Source organism: Variovorax saccharolyticus, from assembly GCF_030316765.1.
GTDB classification, from domain to species: domain Bacteria; phylum Pseudomonadota; class Gammaproteobacteria; order Burkholderiales; family Burkholderiaceae_C; genus Variovorax; species Variovorax saccharolyticus.
The window spans coordinates 276989-294083 of the sequence record NZ_JASZYT010000002.1 but is presented as its reverse complement, the minus strand read 5'-3'; the positions used below and the strand labels follow the sequence as shown (position 1 = coordinate 294083).

The following is a 17095-nucleotide window of genomic DNA, read 5'->3' as shown; positions in this document are numbered from 1 at the left end:
TCGAGATGGCCGCATCCGCTGTAGATCCTTCGACGGCGCATCTCGCGCTGCCCTTCTTCGATGACCCGCACCGCGCCCTCGCGCGCGAGCTGCTGCCCTGGGCGGCAGCGCAATCGGTGGACGAGCGCGACGACCGTGCCGCCTGCCGAGACTGGGTACGACGCCTCGGCGACGGCGGCTGGCTGCGCTACTGCGTGCCGGCCTCTTCCGGCGGCGCCCTCGAGCGGCTCGACTCGCGGGCCCTGGTGCTGCTGCGCGAGACGCTCGCCTTCCACTCGCCGCTGGCCGATTTCGCCTTCGCGATGCAGGGGCTGGGCAGCGGCGCGATCACGCTCGCCGGCAGCGCCGCGCAGCACGCCGAGTACCTGGCGCCGGTCGGACGCGGCGACAAGATCGCGGCCTTCGCGCTCAGCGAGCCCGAGGCCGGCTCCGACGTCGGCGCGATGGCGATGCGGGCCGAAGCCACCGCCGACGGCTGGCGCCTCACGGGCGAGAAGACCTGGATCAGCAACGGCGGCATCGCCGACTTCTACTGCGTCTTCGCCAAGACCGATCCGAACGCCGGCTCGCGCGGCATCACGGCCTTCATCGTCGATGCGAAGACGCCCGGCCTCGACAGCTCGGCCCACATCGACGTGATGGCGCCGCACCCGCTCGCCACCCTGCGCTTCGACGGCTGCACGGTGCCGCGCACGGCCCAGCTCGGCGAGCTCAACGGCGGCTTCAAGCTGGCGATGCGCACGCTCGACATCTTTCGCGCCTCGGTCGCCGGTGCCGCGCTCGGCATGGCGCGGCGCGCGCTGTCGGAAGCCATCCAGCATGCCCAGAAACGCAAGATGTTCGGCCACACGCTGGCCGACTTCCAGCTCACGCAAGCCAAGCTCGGCGAGATGGCGGCGCTGATCGACAGCGCCGCGCTGCTGACCTACCGTGCGGCGTGGATGCGCGACGACAGCGAGCGCCGTGGGGCACCTGCCGTCGGCGACCTGACCGCCGCCGCCGCGATGGCGAAGATGTGCGCCACCGAAAACGCCAGCCGCGTGATCGACATGGCGCTGCAGATGCACGGCGGCCTGGGCGTGAAGGTCGGAACCAAGGTCGAGAGCCTCTACCGCGACATCCGCTCGCTGCGCATCTACGAGGGTGCGACCGAAGTCCAGCAACTGATCATCGGCAAGGCCGTGCTGAGGAATCCATGAGCCCCAGTGCACAAACCGATCGCTACGTGCACGACCGCCTGCCGCCGTCGGACCAGCTGCCGATCTTCCGCTACGAGCTGCCCGAGCTGCAGCTGCCCGACCAGCTGAACCTGGTCGAGGAACTGCTCGACAAGGCGGCCGCCAAGGGCTTCGCGGACAAGCCGATGCTGCGCTCCCCCGGTCGCACGCTCAGCTATGCCGAAGCTGCCGTCGAGGTCAATCGCATCGCCCAGGTGCTGACCGAGGACCTGCGCCTGGTGCCGGGCAACCGCGTCCTGCTGCGCGGCGGCAACTCGATCGCGATGGCGCTGGCCTGGCTGGCGGTGGTCAAGGCCGGCCTGATCGCGGTCGCCACGATGCCGCTGCTGCGGGCCAAGGAGCTCGGCGAGATCATCGACAAGGCGCAACCCACGGTGGCGCTGTGCGAAGGCAAGCTGCTCGACGAGCTGCAGGCCGCGCAGCAGGCCCATCCGGTGCTGCGCACCATCGTCGCCTTCAATCAGCTCGACGCGCCCGATTCGCTCACCGCCCGGGCCGCCTCGAAGAGCGGCGTCTTCCAGGCCTGCCCCACGGCCGCCGACGACATCGCCCTGCTGGCCTTCACCTCCGGCACCACCGGCAAGCCCAAGGCCCCGGTCACCACCCACCGCGACGTGCTCGCGATGTGCCAGACCTGGCCGCGCCACGTGCTCAAGGCGCGCAGCGAAGACATCGTCATCGGCTCGCCGCCACTGGCCTTCACCTTCGGGCTCGGCGGCCTGCTGGTGTTTCCGATGTGGGCCGGCGCCTCGGTGTACTTCCACGACAAGCCCTACACGCCCGAGACCATGGTCCAGGTGATCCGCGACATCGGCGCCACCCTCTGCTACACGGCGCCCACCTTCTACCGGCAGATGGCGCCTTTCGCGAAGGCCGCCGGCGTGCCGAGCCTGCGCATCAGCGTGAGCGCCGGCGAAGCACTGCCCGACGCCACACGGCAGCTCTGGAAGCAGGCGACCGGACTCGAGATGGTCGACGGCATCGGCGGCACCGAGGTCTTCCACATCTACATCTCGGCCGCCGGTGACGAAGTGCGGCGCGGCGCGGTCGGCAAGGCGGTGCCCGGCTTCACGGCGAAGATCGTCGACGAAGAGGGCAACGAGGTGCCGCGCGGCACGGTCGGCAAGCTGGCGATCATCGGGCCGGTCGGCTGCCGCTACCTCGACGATCCGAGGCAGGCCGACTACGTGCGCAACGGCTGGAACTACCCCGGCGACGCCTTCGTCGAGGATGAGGACGGCTATTTCTTCTACCAGTCGCGCGCCGACGACATGATCGTCACGGCCGGCTACAACGTCGGCGGCCCGGAAGTCGAGGATGCGCTGCTCAAGCATCCGGCAGTGGCCGAATGCGGCGTCATCGGCAAGCCCGACGACGAGCGCGGCATGATCGTCAAGGCCTTCTGCGTGCTCAAGCCCGGACACACGGGCGACGCGGCACTGACCAAGGCGCTGCAGGAGCACGTCAAGGCCACCATCGCGCCTTACAAATACCCACGTGAAATCACCTTCGTGGCGAACCTGCCGCGCACCGAGACCGGAAAACTCCAAAGATTCAAATTGAGGCAAATGACATGATCAAGCACCTTCAACCCCCAGGCTGGCTGCCTCCCAAAGGCTATGCCAACGGCATCGCCGCGCGCGGCACCCAGATATTCGTCGGCGGACAGATCGGCTGGAATTCGCAGCAGCAATTCGAGACCGACGATTTCATCGCGCAGACTGGCCAGGCGCTGCGCAATATCGTCGAGGTGCTGCGCGAAGCCGGGGCGGGTCCGGAGCACATGGTGCGCATGACCTGGTACATCACCGACCGGGACGAGTACAACAGCCGCCTCGGCGAGCTGGGGCCGGTGTACCGGGAGGCCATGGGCCGCAATTTCCCGGCGATGACCTGCGTCCAGGTGGCCAGGCTGGTCGAGGCGCGGGCCAAGGTCGAGATCGAGGTGACCGCAGTCATCCCGGACTGACCCGGGCGACAACACGCGCGGGCCGGCCCAACCGGTTCCGCGGTGTTTTTCGAAAGAATCTCGACAACGAGGATTCCGGAATTTCAAAAACAAAAAAGCCCACTCGAAAGTGGGCTTTTTTGCTTCGTCGACAACCTTCTTGGGGTTATCGGGAATTTGGTTGCGCGAGCAAGATTTGAACTTGCGACCTTTGGGTTATGAGCCCAACGAGCTACCAGGCTGCTCCATCGCGCGGCAAGATGGAATTATATACTATTCTTCGGCGTTTTGCTCGTCGGCAACAACTTCCGACACATCGGGACGGTCAACCAGTTCGACCAGCGCCATCGGCGCGTTGTCGCCCACGCGGAAACCCATTTTCAGGATGCGCGTGTAGCCGCCCGGACGTGCCTGATAGCGTGGACCGAGTTCGCCGAACAGCTTGACGACCATGTCGCGGTCGCGCAGGCGGTCGAAGGCGAGGCGCTTGTTGGCGACCGTCGGCTTCTTGGCCAGGGTGATCATCGGCTCGATGACGCGGCGCAGTTCCTTGGCCTTGGGGAGCGTGGTCTTGATGGCCTCGTGCTCGATGAGCGAGTTCATCATGTTCTGCAGCATCGCGAGGCGGTGCGAGCTGGTGCGGTTGAGTTTGCGGAGTCCGTGTCCGTGACGCATGGTGCTTTTCCTTTACTTTATAAAAACAGGCAGCCGTATCAGGTACTGCCCGGTGCACTGGCCCTCTTCTTCAGGGCCAACTTCGAATTATCGCTTATCCAGGCCGGCCGGCGGCCAGCTCTCGAGCTTCATGCCCAAGGTGAGGCCGCGCGAGGCGAGCACTTCCTTGATTTCGTTGAGCGACTTGCGACCCAGGTTCGGGGTCTTGAGCAGCTCGTTCTCGGTGCGCTGGATCAGGTCACCGATGTAGTAGATGTTCTCGGCCTTCAGGCAGTTGGCCGAACGCACCGTGAGTTCGAGCTCGTCGACCGGGCGCAGCAGGATCGGGTCGAACTGCTGGGCGCTGCGCGGTGCCGGGGCGTCAAACGCGGCGAGTTCGCCACCTTCGAGCTGAGCGAACACAGCCAGTTGCTCCACCAGGATCTTGGCCGAGGCGCGGACCGCGTCTTCGGCGGTGATCGCACCGTTGGTCTCGATCTCGACCAGCAGCTTGTCGAGGTCGGTACGCTGTTCGACACGGGCGCTTTCGACCGTGTAGCTCACGCGCTTGACCGGCGAGAACGAAGCGTCCAGCACGATCCGGCCGATCGACTTGGTCGGCTCGTCAGCGTAGCGGCGCATCGTGCCGGGCACGTAGCCGCGGCCCTTCTCGACCTTGATCTGCATGTCCAGCTTGCCGCCTTGCGACAGATGGGCGATCACGTGGTCCGGGTTGATGATCTCGACGTCGTGCGGCGTCTGGATGTCCGAAGCGGTGACCGGGCCTTCGCCGTCCTTGCGCAGGCTCAGCGTGACTTCATCGCGGTTGTGGAGCTTGAACACCACGCCCTTGAGGTTCAACAGGATGTTGACGACGTCTTCCTGCACGCCATCGATCGACGAGTACTCGTGCAGCACGCCGGCGATCGTGACTTCGGTGGCCGAATAGCCGACCATCGACGACAGCAGGACGCGACGCAGTGCATTGCCGAGCGTGTGGCCGTAGCCGCGCTCGAACGGCTCGAGCGTGACCTTCGCCTTGTTGGGCGCGAGTTGCTCGACCTGGATGGTCTTGGGTTTCAGCAGGGTTGTTTGCATTCAGACTTCCTCTCAATACCCCCGGCTCGTTACACCGGTAAGGCTGGTGAAGCGCCCGCGGGGCGCAGCCCCGGCGGGAACAAAATTCAAAAGTACGGGCCGCGTCAGCAGCCCGTTGCCGTCTTAGCGGGAATAGAGTTCGACGATCAGCGATTCGTTGATGTCGGCGGCGAATTCGTCGCGATCCGGAACCTTCTTGAAGGTGCCTTCGGCCTTGTCGGCGTTGACTTCGACCCACGCCGGCATGCCCACTTGGGCGGCCAGTTGCAGGGCTTCGGCCACGCGGGTCTGCTTCTTCGACTTGTCGCGCACGGCGATCACGTCGCCGGTCTTGACCAGGTACGACGGGATGTTGACCGACTGGCCGTTCACCGTGATCGCCTTGTGCGACACCAGCTGACGTGCTTCGGCGCGCGTCGAGCCAAAGCCCATGCGGTAGACCACGTTGTCCAGGCGCGATTCGAGGATGAACAGCAGGTTGGCGCCGGTGTTGCCACGGCGGCGATCGGCTTCCTCGAAGTAGCGGCGGAACTGCTTCTCGAGCACGCCGTACATGCGCTTGACCTTCTGCTTTTCACGCAGTTGCAGGCCGAAGTCGGAGGTGCGCTGACCCGAGGTGCGACCGTGCTGGCCGGGCTTGGAGTCGAACTTCGACTTGTCCTGGATCGAGCGGCGGGCGCTCTTCAGGAACAGGTCGGTGCCTTCACGGCGGGAGAGTTTGGCCTTGGGGCCGAGGTAGCGTGCCACGTGATTTCCTTCTATGTCATCTGCCGCAGCGGAACTGCGGGAGCCATCGGCGGCGTGCCGGCGGCGGTGGGCTTCAACAAAAACAAAAAATGCGCAGCCGCCGTGAAGCGGGCTGCGCCGGGCGCTGTCGCCTTAGATGCGACGGCGCTTCTGAGGACGGCAGCCGTTGTGCGGCACCGGAGTCACGTCGGCAATGGAATTGATCCGGATGCCGAGCGCAGCCAGGGCGCGCACCGACGATTCGCGACCGGGGCCGGGGCCCTTGATCTCGACGTCGAGGTTCTTGATGCCTTGCTCGACCGCAGCGCGGCCGGCGACTTCGGAAGCGACCTGCGCAGCGAACGGAGTCGACTTGCGCGAGCCCTTGAAGCCCTGACCACCCGACGATGCCCACGACAGGGCGTTGCCCTGGCGGTCAGTGATCGTGATGATCGTGTTGTTGAACGAGGCGTGCACGTGTGCAATGCCGTCCGCAACGTTCTTGCGGACCTTCTTGCGAACGCGTTGCGCCGCGTTGTTGGCGGGAGCTTTAGCCATGGTCTATCCTTATTTCTTCAGGGACTGCGCTGCCTTGCGCGGACCCTTGCGGGTGCGGGCATTGGTGCGCGTGCGCTGGCCGCGCATCGGCAGGCCGCGACGGTGACGGAAGCCGCGATAGCAGCCGATGTCCATCAAGCGCTTGATGTTCATCGTCGTCTCGCGACGCAGGTCACCTTCGATGGTGAAGAGAGCGATCTGGTCGCGGATCTTCTCGAGATCGGCGTCGGTCAGATCCTTGATCTTCTTCGCATAGTCGATGCCGCTCGCTTCGCAGATCTTGCGTGCGCGAGTGCGACCGATGCCGAAAATGGCGGTCAGGCCGATTTCAGCGTGCTTGTGCGGCGGAATGTTGATGCCAGCAATACGTGCCATGTGCGTCCTCTAAATCTCTAACAATCAACCCTGGCGCTGCTTGTGGCGCGGGTCGGTACAGATCACACGCACCACACCCTTGCGGCGGATGATCTTGCAATTACGGCAGATGGTTTTGACCGAAGCCGAAACTCTCATTTCATTCTCCTAAAACTCTTGTTCAACTCGGCGAACCATTCGCCCGAAAATTCGTTGCGCTCAAAGACCCGCATGGCTACGACGTCTTGAAGTTGGCTTTCTTCAGCAGCGACTCGTACTGCTGCGACATCATGTAGTTCTGCACCTGGGCCATGAAGTCCATCGTCACGACCACGATGATCAGCAAGGACGTGCCACCGAAATAGAACGGCACGTTGTACTTGAGGATCAGGAACTCCGGCAGCAGGCAGACGAAGGTGATGTACACCGCGCCGGCCAACGTCAGGCGAACCAGGATCTTGTCGATGTAGCGCGCGGTCTGGTCACCCGGGCGAATGCCAGGAATGAACGCACCGCTCTTCTTCAGGTTGTCGGCGGTTTCGCGGCTGTTGAACACCAGCGCCGTGTAGAAGAAGCAGAAGAACACGATCGCGGTGGCGTACAGCAGCACGTAGATCGGCTGTCCCGGCTGCAACGCGCTCGCGATGTCCCGGATCCAGCGCATGCTCTCGCCGGTGCTGAACCAGCCCACCACCGTGGACGGCAGCAGGATGATCGACGAGGCGAAGATCGGCGGGATCACGCCGGCCATGTTCAGCTTCAGCGGCAGGTGCGACGACTGTCCGCCGTAGACCTTGTTGCCGACCTGGCGCCGCGCATAGTTCACGAGGATCTTGCGCTGGCCGCGTTCGACGAACACCACGAAGTAGGTCACCAGCACGACCACGGCGATGATGAACAGCGCGACGATCGGATTCATGGCACCCGTGGTGACCAGCGAAGCCAGGCCGCCGATCGCTCCCGGCAGGCCGGCAGCGATGCCGGCGAAGATCAGGATCGAGATGCCGTTGCCGAGACCGCGTTCGGTGATCTGCTCGCCGAGCCACATCAGGAACATCGAGCCGGCCGTGAGGCTGACCACTGCCGTGATGCGGAAGCCGAAGCCGGGCGAGATGACCAGGCCAGCCGAGGACTCGAGTGCGACAGCGATGCTGAAGGACTGGAACAGGGCCAGCGCCAGGGCACCGTAGCGGGTGTACTGCGTGATCTTGCGCCGACCGGCCTCGCCTTCCTTCTTCAGTTGCTCGAAGGTCGGCACCACGTAGGTCATCAGTTGCATGATGATCGACGCGGAGATGTACGGCATGATGCCCAACGCGAACACGGTGAAGCGCGACAGCGCCCCGCCCGAGAACATGTTGAACAGGCTCAGGATGCCGCCCTGCTGACCTTGGAACAGCTGCGCCAGTTGGTCCGGGTTGATGCCCGGCACCGGAATGTGAGCTCCGATGCGATAGACCACGAGCGCGAGCAGCAAAAAGACGAGCCGGCGACGCAGGTCACCGAACTTGCCTGTTTTTGCGAGCGTTGCCGCGTTGGTTGCCACGAAGAAGTACTTTCAGTCCGTGTATTTAGGCGATGCTGCCGCCGGCGGCTTCGATCGCGGCCTTGGCGCCGGCGGTCGCGCCGATGCCCGTCAGCTTGACGGCCTTGGTCAGTTCGCCGGTCTTGATGACCTTGACGACCTTGGCGATCTGGCCCACGAGACCGGCTTGCTTCAGTGCCAGCAGGTCCACTTCGGCCAGGCCGAGCTGCTCGAGAGCGGTCAGCGTGACTTCAGCGTTGTACTTGAGCGATTGCGACTTGAAGCCGCGCTTCGGCAGACGGCGCTGCAGAGGCATTTGACCGCCTTCGAAGCCCACCTTGTGGAAACCGCCCGCACGCGACTTCTGACCCTTGTGACCGCGACCTGCGGTCTTGCCGATGCCCGAGCCGATGCCGCGACCGACACGGCGCTTTGCATGCTTGGCGCCGTCGGCCGGCTTGATGCCATTGAGTTCCATATGCGTCTCTCTCGGTGCCGGTTAGAGCACTTTGACCAGATAACTGATCTTGTTGATCATGCCGCGCACTGCGGGCGTGTCCTGCAGCTCGCTCACGCTGTTAAGCTTGCGCAGGCCCAGGCCGCGCACGGTGGCGCGATGCGATTCCTTGGTGCCGATCGGGCTCTTGACCAATTGCACCTTGACGGTTTGTTGTTGCGTCATGTTGCTGCTCCTCAGGCGAAGAGTTCTTCGACGGTCAGGCCGCGCTTGGCAGCGACTTCTGACGCGGTCGTCGAGTTCTTCAGGCCGTCCAGGGTGGCGCGGACCATGTTGTAGGGGTTCGACGAACCGTGGCTCTTGGCCACGATGTCGGTGATGCCCATCACTTCGAAGACGGCGCGCATCGGGCCGCCGGCGATGATGCCGGTACCCTTGGGAGCCGGGATCATGACCACCGAAGCGGCGCCGTGGTGGCCCGTCACGCGGTGATGCAGCGTGCCGTTCTTGATCGAGATCTTCGCCAGGTTGCGGCGGGCTTCTTCCATTGCCTTCTGCACTGCAGCGGGCACTTCCTTGGACTTGCCCTTGCCCATGCCGACGCGGCCGTCGCCGTCACCGACCACGGTGAGTGCTGCGAAACCGAGGATACGACCACCCTTCACCACCTTGGTGACGCGGTTGATCGCGATCATCTTCTCGCGCAGACCGTCCTCGGGGCCTTCGTTCTGCGTTCTTGCCTGAATCTTTGCCATTTTGAATCTCGTGTCCGGTTAGAACTGCAGGCCGGCTTCGCGGGCCGCTTCAGCCAGCGCCTTGACGCGGCCGTGGTAGGCGAAACCTGCGCGGTCGAAGGCGACCTTCTCGACGCCGGCTGCCTTCGCCTTTTCAGCGATGCGCTTGCCGATGGCGGTGGCCGCGGCTGCGGTGGCACCCTTGCCCGATGCGCCCAGCGATGCGCGCACTTCGGCTTCGGCGGTCGATGCGGTGGCGATCACCTTGGAGCCGTCGTCGGAGATGACGGTGGCGTAGATGTGCAGGTTGGTGCGGTTCACCGTCAGGCGCGCCACGCCTTGCGTCGCAATGCGGATGCGGGTCTGGCGCGAGCGGCGAAGGCGCTGTGCTTTTTTGGTCAACATCATTTTGCTGCCCCTTATTTCTTCTTGGTCTCTTTGATCGTGATCTTCTCGTCCGCATAGCGGATGCCCTTGCCCTTGTAGGGCTCTGGCGGACGGATGGCACGGATCTCGGCGGCGACCTGGCCGACGCGCTGGCGGTCGGCACCCTTGATGATGATTTCGGTCGGGGTCGGCGTTGCCACCGTGATGCCTTGCGGCATGTCCTTGTTGACCGGGTGCGAGTAACCGACTTGCAGGTTCAGCTTGGAACCTTGCGCCGCGGCCTTGAAGCCCACGCCGACCAGGTTCAGCTTCTTCTCGAAGCCCTTGGTCACACCGACCACCATGTTGTTCACCAGCTGGCGGATCGTGCCGCTCAGCGCATTCGCTTCACGCGAATCGTTGGCGGGCTCGAAGCTCAGCTTGCCGTCGTTGTTGGCGACGTTCACCAGAGCGTTGCGGGCCAGGCTGAGCGAACCGCCCGAACCCTTGACGCTGATCTGGTCTTCCTTGATCGACACATCCACGCCTGCGGGGATGGTGACCGGCATTTTTCCTACTCGGGACATTTCAGTGACTCCTCGATGTCTCGGTTAGGCGACGTAGCACAGGACTTCGCCACCGACACCGGTAGCGCGCGCCTTGCGGTCGGTCATCACGCCCTGGGGGGTCGTGACGATGGCGACGCCGAGGCCGTTCTGGACTTGCGGAATGGCTTGCGCTGCCTTGTAGACACGCAGGCCGGGACGGCTCACACGCTCGATGCGCTCGATGACCGGACGGCCAGCGTAGTACTTCAGCGTGATGACGAGTTCGGACTTGCCGTCCTCGGTCTTGACTTGGAAACCGTCGATGTAGCCTTCGTCCTTCAGGACCTGCGAGATCGCGACCTTCACCTTGGAAGACGGGACCGACACAGTGGGCTTCGCCACCATCTGCGCGTTACGGATACGCGTCAGCAGGTCGGCAATGGGATCACTCATGCTCATGTTGTTTGCTCCTGCCTGGCTTACCAGCTGGCCTTGGTGACACCGGGGATGTCGCCGTTGAAAGCCAGTTCGCGGATCTTGGCGCGGCCCAGACCGAATTGACGGAAGGTGCCACGCGGACGACCGGTGATTTCGCAACGGTTGCGCTGGCGCGTGGGGTTCGCGTTGCGCGGGAGCTTCTGCAGGCCCAGGCGGGCAGCAGCGCGCTCTTCGTCGCTCTTCTTGAAGTCGTTGGCGATCGCCTTGAGTTCGGCGTGCTTGGCGGCGTACTTGGCGACCAGGTTGTCGCGCTTGAGTTCGCGTTGGATCAAAGATGCTTTAGCCACAGGTCGCCTCAGTTCTTGAACGGGAAACGGAAGCCAGCGAGAAGCGCCTTGGCTTCTTCGTCGGTCTTGGCCGTCGTCGTGATGCTGATATTGAGACCGCGCAGGGCATCGACCTTGTCGTATTCGATCTCGGGGAAAATGATCTGCTCTTTCACGCCGATGTTGTAGTTGCCGCGGCCGTCGAAGGCACGACCCGAAATACCGCGGAAGTCACGCACGCGCGGCAGGGCCACGGTGACGAAACGATCGAGGAATTCGTACATCTGGACGCCGCGCAGCGTGACCATGCAGCCGATCGGCTGGTTCTCGCGGATCTTGAAACCAGCGATGGCCTTCTTTGACTTGGTGACCACGGGCTTCTGGCCGGCGATCTTGGTCAGGTCGGCGACAGCGTTGTCGAGGACCTTCTTGTCGGCGACTGCTTCACCCACGCCCATGTTGAGCGTGATCTTGGTCAGACGCGGGACCTGCATCGGCGAGGTGTAGCCGAACTTTTCGGTCAGGTCCTTCGCGATCTTTTCGCGATAGTGTTGTTGGAGACGTGCCATGTGAGTGCTCCTTAGGCCAGCTTGATTTCTTCGCCGCTGGACTTGAAGACGCGCACGCGCTTGCCGTCCGTGACCTTGATGCCCACGCGATCGGCCTTGCCGGTCGCGGCATTGAAGATCGCCACGTTGGATTGATGAATCGGCATGGACTTCTCGACGATGCCACCGGTCGTACCCTTGAGGGGGTTCGGCTTGGTGTGCTTCTTCACGAGGTTGATGCCGTCGATGACCAGATGGGAGTCATCCTTGCGCAGCGACACAGTGCCGCGCTTGCCCTTGTCGCGCCCGGCCAACACGATGACCTGGTCGCCTTTGCGAATCTTGTTCATGGCGTTGTTGTCCTTACAGAACTTCGGGTGCCAGCGACACGATCTTCATGAACTTCTCGGTGCGCAGTTCGCGCGTGACCGGTCCGAAGATGCGGGTGCCGATGGGCTCCAGCTTGGCGTTGAGCAGCACGGCGGCATTGCCGTCGAACTTGACGAGCGAACCGTCGGCGCGACGGATGCCCTTGGCGGTGCGGACCACCACTGCGCTGTAGATCTCGCCCTTCTTGACGCGACCACGCGGAGCGGCTTCCTTGATGCTGACCTTGATGACGTCGCCCACGCTGGCATAACGCCGCTTGGAGCCGCCGAGCACCTTGATACACAGGACGGATTTCGCGCCTGTGTTGTCGGCTACGTCGAGCCGAGATTCAGTTTGGATCATGTCGTGATATTCCCAACTTGTACCGTTAGCCGGCTCGGACGATTCCGATGTGCAGCACTGCGGTCAGTCTTGGGCCCGTCGTCCACGCACCGAAACCACTCCGGCGCGCTTCCTTTGGGCTGAAACTGCAAACTTTGCAGAAACGCTCGCCTTTAAAAGCGAAGCCCGCGATTGTTGCATAGTCCCGGCGGGACGTCAACACCCTCCCTGCCCGCATGTTCGGTGCCCGTAGACTCGCAGCGTGCCGAACCGACTCCCGACGCCTTTTTCCCGCCGACGCCTGCTGCTGGCGGGCATCGCCGCCAGCCTCGCGGCCTGCCGCAGCGGGGTGGCCGAAGGACCGGGCGCGCCGGCGGAACAGCGCCTGCGACTGCTCGCCGAGGCGCGCTGGGCTCACAGGCTGGATTTCGCGGGCACCCCCGTGGGCGGTCTTTCGGGGATCGACTACGACCGCTCGTCAGGTGAGTACTTGCTCTTGTCGGACGACCGATCGGATCTGGCGCCGGCGCGCTTCTACAGCGCGCGCTGGCCGGCCGTGGAGGGCGCGGCGCCGCAGGCAACAGGTGTCGCATTGCTGCGACAGGCCGACGGTGCGCCGTGGCCGGCACGCGGCGCGGCGAGCCCGGGAACCCCGGTGGTGGACCCCGAAGCGATCCGCTGGCGACCGGACACCGGGACGGTGCTCTGGACCAGCGAGGGCGATGTCGCGCGCGGCTTCGGCCCGGCACTCCATGAATCCCGGCGCGACGGCACGCTGGTGCGGCAGATCGGGTTGCCGCCGATGTTCGAGGTCGACCGCCGCGGACGGCGCGGCCCCCGGGACAACCTCGGCCTCGAGGGCCTGGCGCTGACGCCGGACGGCCGCGATGCCTGGGTGGCGATGGAAAACGCGCTGCTGCAAGACGGCCCGGTGCCGACCCTGGGCGCTCCCGGCGGCCCGTGCCGCTTCACCCGGATCGAGCTCGCGGGCGGCCAGGCCCGGCGCCAGATCGCCTACGTGCCGGACGCGATCCCCCTGCGCCCGCTGGTGCCCGGCAGCTACGCCGACAACGGCGTCAGCGAGGTGCTGATGATCGACGCGCACCGCATGCTGGTGCTCGAGCGCGCCTACGCGGCCGGCACCGGCAACTCGCTGCGGCTCTACGAGATCGATACCCGCGAAGGCAGCGACACCCTGGCCCTCGATGCGCTGGCGCCGGACAATCACCGTCCGGTGCCGAAAAAGCGGGTGGCGGACTTCGCGCTGCTCGGCCTCTCGCGCCTGGACAACAGCGAGGGCCTCTGCTGGGGACCGGATCTGCCCAATGGCCGGCGCCTGCTGGTGGTGCTGAGCGACGACAATTTCAATCCGCTGCAGGTCACCCAGTTCGCAGCCTTCGAATTCACGGACAAGTCATGAACATCGCAGTCACTTTCCTGCCCCGCCAGGAGCCGGCGCCCCTGCCGCCGATCGCCTTCATCGGCGGCGGCAACATGGCCAGCGCGGTCATCGGCGGCCTCATCCGCCAGGACACGCCGGCCGCCACCTTCGAGGTGGTCGAACCTTTCGCCGAGGCCCGCGAACGGCTGGCGCGCGACTTCGGCATCCTCGCCCAGGCCGAGGCCGGCCCGGCTCTCGCGCGCTGCGAAGTGGTGGTCTGGGCCGTCAAGCCGCAGAGCTTCGCCGAGGCCGCGAAACCGGTGCGCGGACTGGCGCCCGACGCCCTGCACCTGAGCGTCGCCGCGGGCATCCCGTCCGACAGCATCGCCCGCTGGCTCGGCACCGAACGCGTGGTGCGCGCCATGCCCAACACCCCGGCATTGGTCGGCCAGGGCATGACCGGGCTGTTCGCGCGCGATGCCGTCGATGCCACCGGCCGCAAGCGCGTGGAGCAGGTGCTGGCCGCCACCGGCGAGCTGCTCTGGGTCGATGCCGAGGCAGCGCTCGACGCGGTCACGGCAGTCTCCGGCTCCGGCCCCGCCTATGTCTTCTATTTCATCGAGGCCATGACCGAGGCCGGCATCGAGCTGGGCCTGACGCCCGAGCAGGCCCACCAGCTCGCCGTCGGCACCTTCTCGGGCGCCACGGCCCTGGCCGCCAGCGCCAGCGAGCCGCCGTCGGTGCTGCGCGAGCGCGTGACGTCCAAGGGCGGCACTACCTACGCGGCGATCACGTCGATGCAGAAGGCGGACGTCGCCGCCAAGTTCAAGGCCGCGATCCGGGCCGCCCACCTGCGCGCCGGCGAGCTGGGCGCCGAGTTCGGCAAGGGCTGATCCGCCGGTTCAGCCGAAGGCGTAGCCCGCGGCGACACCGGCGAACACCGTGAAGCCAAGCCAGTGGTTGAGGCGGAAGGCCTTGAAGCAGCCTTCGCGGCTGCGGTCGCGGATCAGGCGCCAGTGCCACAGGGCCTGCGCTGCCGCCGCGGCGATCGCCAGGTAGAACACCGGGCCCAGCCCCAGGCCCGCGCCGACCGCGGTCCAGACGACGAGGAACATCGCGTAGCACGCCATCACGATCGCGACGTCGAAACGCCCGAAGGTGATCGCCGAGGTCTTCATGCCGATGCGCAGATCGTCGTCGCGGTCGACCATCGCGTATTCGGTGTCGTAGGCCAGCACCCAGAACAGGTTGCCTGCCAGCAGCCACCAGGCCAGTGCGGGCACCTCGGCGCGGACGGCGGCAAAGGCCATCGGAATGCCGAAGCTGAAGGCGATGCCGAGCACCGCCTGCGGAATCGACACGAAGCGCTTCGCGTAGGGATACACCAGCGTGACGGCCAGCGCGACGAACGACCACCACACGGTCACCCGGTTGGTGGTGAGCACCAGCGCGAAGGCGCACAGGGCGAGCACCGCGCCGACCGCCAGCGCCTCCTTGACGGAGATCGCGCCGCTCGTGACCGGCCGCTGCGCGGTGCGCTTGACGTGGCGGTCGAACTCGCGGTCGGCGACATCGTTGATGCAGCAGCCCGCGCTGCGCATCAGGATGGTGCCGAGCACGAACACCGCCAGCAGGTGCCAGCCGGGCCAGCCGCCGGCAGCGAACCACAGCGCACCCAGGGTCGGCCACAGCAGCAGCAGCCAGCCGGCTGGCCGGTTCCAGCGGATCAGATCGAGCCACAGCGAGATCCGCGAACGCCCGGACGTCATCGTCATCGACACGCTGCGAGCCAGGTTGCGCGAATCACTCCTCGAGCAGCGAGCGCAGCATCCAGGCGGTCTGGTCGTGCACGGTGCAGCGCGCGGTGAGCATGTCGGCGGTGGGGTCGTCGCCGGCTTCTTCGGCGACCGGGATGAACTCGCGCGCGATGCGCGAGACGGTCTCGTGTCCCTTGACCAGGATGCGCACCATCTCCATGGCCTTGGGCGGCGTCTGCGGCACGTCGGGCACGGTCGCGATCTTGCTGAACTCGGAGTAGGAACCCGGGGCGTAGTGGCCCAGCGCGCGGATGCGCTCGGCGATCACGTCGGTCGAGCCCCACAGCTCGGTGTACTGGGTCATGAACATCGCGTGCAGCGAGTTGAAGTGCGGACCGGTCACGTTCCAGTGGAAGTTGTGCGTGGTCAGGTAGAGGGTGTAGGTGTCGGCCAGCACGCGGCTCAGGCCTTCGGCGATGGCGGCCCGATCCTGGCGATCGATGCCGATGTTGATGATCGGCGCGTTGCGGCTGCCGGACTCCTCGGCCACCTTGACTCCGCCCTTCTTGGGCACCTTGCCGGCGGAGGATGCCGGTGCGGGGGTGGCGGGCGACTTCGGCTTCTTGATGACTTTGGCCATGGCGACAGGTTCTTTCTACAGAAGAGTTGACGAGGACAGAGCCGCACTCTAGCGCAAGCTTCCAGACAGTTGAGGACAGAGCAAAAACTGCTGGCGCAGTTTTTGGTCTGTCCCGCAAAGCTTCACGAAAGCCTCTTGACGCCCGGCAATTCGCAGGCGTAGATCGCGTTGCGCAGCGCGGCGATCGCCTCGTAGCGCGTGAAGCTGCGGCGCCAGGCCAGCACCACGCGGCGCGTCGGCGGCTCGCCGCCGTGGGTGTCGCGCACCGGCAGGTAGCGCACGATCTGCTCGGGCTCCTTGCGGCCCTTGCCGCGCGGCTTGAGCGCCTCGGCCGGCACCGACAGCCGCGGCACCAGCGTCACGCCCATGCCCGAGGCCACCATGTGCTTGATGGTCTCGAGCGAGGAGCCCTCGAAGCTCTTGCGGATGCCTTCGGCGTTGCTCGAGAAACGCGCGAACTCGGGGCACACCTCGAGCACGTGGTCGCGAAAGCAGTGGCCGGTGCCGAGCAGCAGCATGGTTTCCTTCTTGAGTTCGTCGGAGGTCACGGACTCGCGGTCGGCCAGCGGATGGTGCGCCGGCAGCGCGGCCATGAAGGGCTCGTCGTAGAGCCCGGCCATCGCGAGGCCGGTGTCGGGAAAGGGCTCGGCCATGATCGCGCAGTCGATCTCTCCGGCGCGCAGCATCTCGAGCAGCTTGGCAGTGAAGTTCTCCTGCAGCACCAGCGGCATCTGCGGCGTGCGGGTGATGATCTGGCGCACCAGGTCGGGCAGCAGGTAGGGGCCGATGGTGTAGATCACGCCGAGGTTCAGCGGGCCCGACAGCGGGTCCTTGCCGCGCTTGGCGATCTCCTTGATGCTCGCGGCCTGGTCGAGCACGCTCTGCGCCTGCTGGACGATCTGTTCGCCCAGCGGCGTCACCGTGACTTCGCCCGCGCTGCGCTCGAAAAGCTTCACCTCGAGCTCGTCCTCGAGCTTCTTGATCGCCACCGACAGCGTGGGCTGCGAGACGTAGCAGGCCTCGGCAGCCTTGCCGAAATGCCGCTCGCGGGCAACTGCGACGATGTATTTGAGTTCGGTCAGGGTCAT

General features: G+C 65.3%; 25 protein-coding genes and 1 tRNA gene. 5 read left to right on the top strand and 21 right to left on the bottom strand.

Going from position 1 to position 17095, the window contains the following annotated elements:
* Nucleotides 1-5: 5 nt before the first annotated feature.
* From QTI45_RS07500 to QTI45_RS07490, 3 genes are read left to right on the top strand one after another with little or no spacing between them, the layout of a single operon-like run.
* A complete protein-coding gene (locus QTI45_RS07500; protein ID WP_286653912.1) occupies nt 6-1199 on the top strand; it encodes an acyl-CoA dehydrogenase family protein in 1194 nt (397 codons plus the stop codon).
* The gene (locus QTI45_RS07495) at nt 1196-2815 is read left to right on the top strand and encodes an AMP-binding protein (RefSeq protein ID WP_286653911.1); all 1620 of its coding nucleotides are present in this window, start codon (nt 1196-1198) and stop codon (nt 2813-2815) included. Before QTI45_RS07500 ends, QTI45_RS07495 begins: the two co-directional genes overlap by 4 nt.
* Nucleotides 2812-3207, top strand: coding sequence for a RidA family protein (locus tag QTI45_RS07490; RefSeq protein ID WP_286653910.1), 396 nt, complete (start codon nt 2812-2814; stop codon nt 3205-3207). The genes QTI45_RS07495 and QTI45_RS07490 overlap by 4 nt, the downstream gene beginning before the upstream one ends.
* A gap of 157 nt (nt 3208-3364) precedes the next feature.
* On the opposite strand, the gene QTI45_RS07485 is transcribed toward QTI45_RS07490, so the two are convergent.
* The 18 genes from QTI45_RS07485 to rplN all read right to left on the bottom strand — a co-directional run bounded on the left by QTI45_RS07485 (nt 3365) and on the right by rplN (nt 12250).
* A tRNA-Met gene (locus QTI45_RS07485) sits at nt 3365-3441 on the bottom strand.
* 18 nt (nt 3442-3459) lie between these two features.
* Entirely contained in the window at nt 3460-3861 is a 402-nt protein-coding gene (gene rplQ, locus QTI45_RS07480) for a 50S ribosomal protein L17 (RefSeq protein ID WP_286371096.1), read from the bottom strand.
* Nucleotides 3862-3948: 87 nt separating this feature from the next.
* Entirely contained in the window at nt 3949-4938 is a 990-nt protein-coding gene (locus QTI45_RS07475; RefSeq protein ID WP_093382585.1) for a DNA-directed RNA polymerase subunit alpha, read from the bottom strand.
* A 123-nt stretch (nt 4939-5061) separates the two neighbouring features.
* Nucleotides 5062-5685, bottom strand: a complete 624-nt coding sequence (gene rpsD, locus QTI45_RS07470) for a 30S ribosomal protein S4 (protein WP_286371095.1) — start codon at nt 5683-5685, stop codon at nt 5062-5064.
* A 132-nt stretch (nt 5686-5817) separates the two neighbouring features.
* Nucleotides 5818-6222 carry a 30S ribosomal protein S11 gene (rpsK, locus tag QTI45_RS07465; RefSeq protein ID WP_009124825.1) on the bottom strand — a complete coding sequence of 135 codons (405 nt, stop codon included), beginning with the start codon at nt 6220-6222 and terminating at the stop codon, nt 5818-5820.
* 9 nt (nt 6223-6231) lie between these two features.
* Nucleotides 6232-6597 (bottom strand): 30S ribosomal protein S13, encoded by a 366-nt coding sequence (gene rpsM, locus QTI45_RS07460; RefSeq protein WP_286371094.1) that lies wholly within the window; start codon nt 6595-6597, stop codon nt 6232-6234.
* A gap of 24 nt (nt 6598-6621) precedes the next feature.
* A complete protein-coding gene (gene rpmJ / locus QTI45_RS07455; RefSeq protein WP_038201958.1) occupies nt 6622-6735 on the bottom strand; it encodes a 50S ribosomal protein L36 in 114 nt (37 codons plus the stop codon).
* Between the two features lie 76 nt (nt 6736-6811).
* Complete coding sequence (secY, locus tag QTI45_RS07450; protein WP_286371093.1) at nt 6812-8122, bottom strand: preprotein translocase subunit SecY; 1311 nt, start codon at nt 8120-8122, stop codon at nt 6812-6814.
* A 25-nt stretch (nt 8123-8147) separates the two neighbouring features.
* A complete protein-coding gene (gene rplO / locus QTI45_RS07445) occupies nt 8148-8579 on the bottom strand; it encodes a 50S ribosomal protein L15 (RefSeq protein WP_286371092.1) in 432 nt (143 codons plus the stop codon).
* A gap of 21 nt (nt 8580-8600) precedes the next feature.
* Complete coding sequence (gene rpmD / locus QTI45_RS07440) at nt 8601-8783, bottom strand: 50S ribosomal protein L30 (RefSeq protein ID WP_286371091.1); 183 nt, start codon at nt 8781-8783, stop codon at nt 8601-8603.
* A gap of 11 nt (nt 8784-8794) precedes the next feature.
* Nucleotides 8795-9313: a 30S ribosomal protein S5 gene (gene rpsE / locus QTI45_RS07435; protein WP_028250822.1), complete on the bottom strand. Its 519-nt coding sequence runs from the start codon at nt 9311-9313 to the stop codon at nt 8795-8797.
* An 18-nt stretch (nt 9314-9331) separates the two neighbouring features.
* A complete protein-coding gene (gene rplR / locus QTI45_RS07430) occupies nt 9332-9697 on the bottom strand; it encodes a 50S ribosomal protein L18 (protein ID WP_286371184.1) in 366 nt (121 codons plus the stop codon).
* Nucleotides 9698-9711: 14 nt separating this feature from the next.
* On the bottom strand, nt 9712-10245 hold the full coding sequence (rplF, locus tag QTI45_RS07425; protein ID WP_286371090.1) for a 50S ribosomal protein L6: 534 nt from the start codon (nt 10243-10245) through the stop codon (nt 9712-9714).
* A 24-nt stretch (nt 10246-10269) separates the two neighbouring features.
* Nucleotides 10270-10665, bottom strand: a complete 396-nt coding sequence (gene rpsH, locus QTI45_RS07420) for a 30S ribosomal protein S8 (protein ID WP_286371089.1) — start codon at nt 10663-10665, stop codon at nt 10270-10272.
* A 20-nt stretch (nt 10666-10685) separates the two neighbouring features.
* Nucleotides 10686-10991 (bottom strand): 30S ribosomal protein S14, encoded by a 306-nt coding sequence (gene rpsN, locus QTI45_RS07415; RefSeq protein WP_286371088.1) that lies wholly within the window; start codon nt 10989-10991, stop codon nt 10686-10688.
* Nucleotides 10992-10999: 8 nt separating this feature from the next.
* Nucleotides 11000-11539 (bottom strand): 50S ribosomal protein L5, encoded by a 540-nt coding sequence (gene rplE / locus QTI45_RS07410; RefSeq protein WP_286371087.1) that lies wholly within the window; start codon nt 11537-11539, stop codon nt 11000-11002.
* An 11-nt stretch (nt 11540-11550) separates the two neighbouring features.
* On the bottom strand, nt 11551-11868 hold the full coding sequence (gene rplX / locus QTI45_RS07405; RefSeq protein WP_286371086.1) for a 50S ribosomal protein L24: 318 nt from the start codon (nt 11866-11868) through the stop codon (nt 11551-11553).
* Nucleotides 11869-11881: 13 nt separating this feature from the next.
* A complete protein-coding gene (gene rplN, locus QTI45_RS07400; RefSeq protein WP_068674584.1) occupies nt 11882-12250 on the bottom strand; it encodes a 50S ribosomal protein L14 in 369 nt (122 codons plus the stop codon).
* A gap of 241 nt (nt 12251-12491) precedes the next feature.
* Between rplN and QTI45_RS07395 the strand changes: the two genes are divergently transcribed.
* Together QTI45_RS07395 and proC are read left to right on the top strand one after the other, a co-directional pair.
* Complete coding sequence (locus QTI45_RS07395; RefSeq protein WP_286653909.1) at nt 12492-13649, top strand: esterase-like activity of phytase family protein; 1158 nt, start codon at nt 12492-12494, stop codon at nt 13647-13649.
* A complete protein-coding gene (gene proC, locus QTI45_RS07390) occupies nt 13646-14503 on the top strand; it encodes a pyrroline-5-carboxylate reductase (RefSeq protein ID WP_286371084.1) in 858 nt (285 codons plus the stop codon). Before QTI45_RS07395 ends, proC begins: the two co-directional genes overlap by 4 nt.
* A 9-nt stretch (nt 14504-14512) precedes the next feature.
* On the opposite strand, the gene ubiA is transcribed toward proC, so the two are convergent.
* From ubiA to QTI45_RS07375, 3 genes are all read right to left on the bottom strand, one after another.
* Nucleotides 14513-15385, bottom strand: coding sequence for a 4-hydroxybenzoate octaprenyltransferase (gene ubiA / locus QTI45_RS07385; protein WP_286653908.1), 873 nt, complete (start codon nt 15383-15385; stop codon nt 14513-14515).
* A 28-nt stretch (nt 15386-15413) separates the two neighbouring features.
* A complete protein-coding gene (locus QTI45_RS07380; RefSeq protein WP_286371083.1) occupies nt 15414-16007 on the bottom strand; it encodes a Dps family protein in 594 nt (197 codons plus the stop codon).
* A gap of 122 nt (nt 16008-16129) precedes the next feature.
* Complete coding sequence (locus tag QTI45_RS07375) at nt 16130-17095, bottom strand: LysR substrate-binding domain-containing protein (RefSeq protein WP_286371082.1); 966 nt, start codon at nt 17093-17095, stop codon at nt 16130-16132.

What these genes read in the sequence shown, in the direction of transcription:
- QTI45_RS07500 (WP_286653912.1), top strand. Translation starts at nt 6, where the DNA reads ATGGCCGCATCCGCTGTAGATCCTTCGACGGCGCATCTCGCGCTGCCC.
- QTI45_RS07495 (WP_286653911.1), top strand. Translation starts at nt 1,196, where the DNA reads ATGAGCCCCAGTGCACAAACCGATCGCTACGTGCACGACCGCCTGCCG.
- QTI45_RS07490 (WP_286653910.1), top strand. Translation starts at nt 2,812, where the DNA reads ATGATCAAGCACCTTCAACCCCCAGGCTGGCTGCCTCCCAAAGGCTAT.
- rplQ (WP_286371096.1), bottom strand. Translation starts at nt 3,861, where the DNA reads ATGCGTCACGGACACGGACTCCGCAAACTCAACCGCACCAGCTCGCAC.
- QTI45_RS07475 (WP_093382585.1), bottom strand. Translation starts at nt 4,938, where the DNA reads ATGCAAACAACCCTGCTGAAACCCAAGACCATCCAGGTCGAGCAACTC.
- rpsK (WP_009124825.1), bottom strand. Translation starts at nt 6,222, where the DNA reads ATGGCTAAAGCTCCCGCCAACAACGCGGCGCAACGCGTTCGCAAGAAG.
- rpsM (WP_286371094.1), bottom strand. Translation starts at nt 6,597, where the DNA reads ATGGCACGTATTGCTGGCATCAACATTCCGCCGCACAAGCACGCTGAA.
- rpmJ (WP_038201958.1), bottom strand. Translation starts at nt 6,735, where the DNA reads ATGAGAGTTTCGGCTTCGGTCAAAACCATCTGCCGTAATTGCAAGATC.
- rplO (WP_286371092.1), bottom strand. Translation starts at nt 8,579, where the DNA reads ATGGAACTCAATGGCATCAAGCCGGCCGACGGCGCCAAGCATGCAAAG.
- rpmD (WP_286371091.1), bottom strand. Translation starts at nt 8,783, where the DNA reads ATGACGCAACAACAAACCGTCAAGGTGCAATTGGTCAAGAGCCCGATC.
- rpsE (WP_028250822.1), bottom strand. Translation starts at nt 9,313, where the DNA reads ATGGCAAAGATTCAGGCAAGAACGCAGAACGAAGGCCCCGAGGACGGT.
- rplR (WP_286371184.1), bottom strand. Translation starts at nt 9,697, where the DNA reads ATGTTGACCAAAAAAGCACAGCGCCTTCGCCGCTCGCGCCAGACCCGC.
- rplF (WP_286371090.1), bottom strand. Translation starts at nt 10,245, where the DNA reads ATGTCCCGAGTAGGAAAAATGCCGGTCACCATCCCCGCAGGCGTGGAT.
- rpsH (WP_286371089.1), bottom strand. Translation starts at nt 10,665, where the DNA reads ATGAGCATGAGTGATCCCATTGCCGACCTGCTGACGCGTATCCGTAAC.
- rplE (WP_286371087.1), bottom strand. Translation starts at nt 11,539, where the DNA reads ATGGCACGTCTCCAACAACACTATCGCGAAAAGATCGCGAAGGACCTG.
- rplX (WP_286371086.1), bottom strand. Translation starts at nt 11,868, where the DNA reads ATGAACAAGATTCGCAAAGGCGACCAGGTCATCGTGTTGGCCGGGCGC.
- rplN (WP_068674584.1), bottom strand. Translation starts at nt 12,250, where the DNA reads ATGATCCAAACTGAATCTCGGCTCGACGTAGCCGACAACACAGGCGCG.
- proC (WP_286371084.1), top strand. Translation starts at nt 13,646, where the DNA reads ATGAACATCGCAGTCACTTTCCTGCCCCGCCAGGAGCCGGCGCCCCTG.
- ubiA (WP_286653908.1), bottom strand. Translation starts at nt 15,385, where the DNA reads ATGACGATGACGTCCGGGCGTTCGCGGATCTCGCTGTGGCTCGATCTG.
- QTI45_RS07380 (WP_286371083.1), bottom strand. Translation starts at nt 16,007, where the DNA reads ATGGCCAAAGTCATCAAGAAGCCGAAGTCGCCCGCCACCCCCGCACCG.
- QTI45_RS07375 (WP_286371082.1), bottom strand. Translation starts at nt 17,095, where the DNA reads ATGACCCTGACCGAACTCAAATACATCGTCGCAGTTGCCCGCGAGCGG.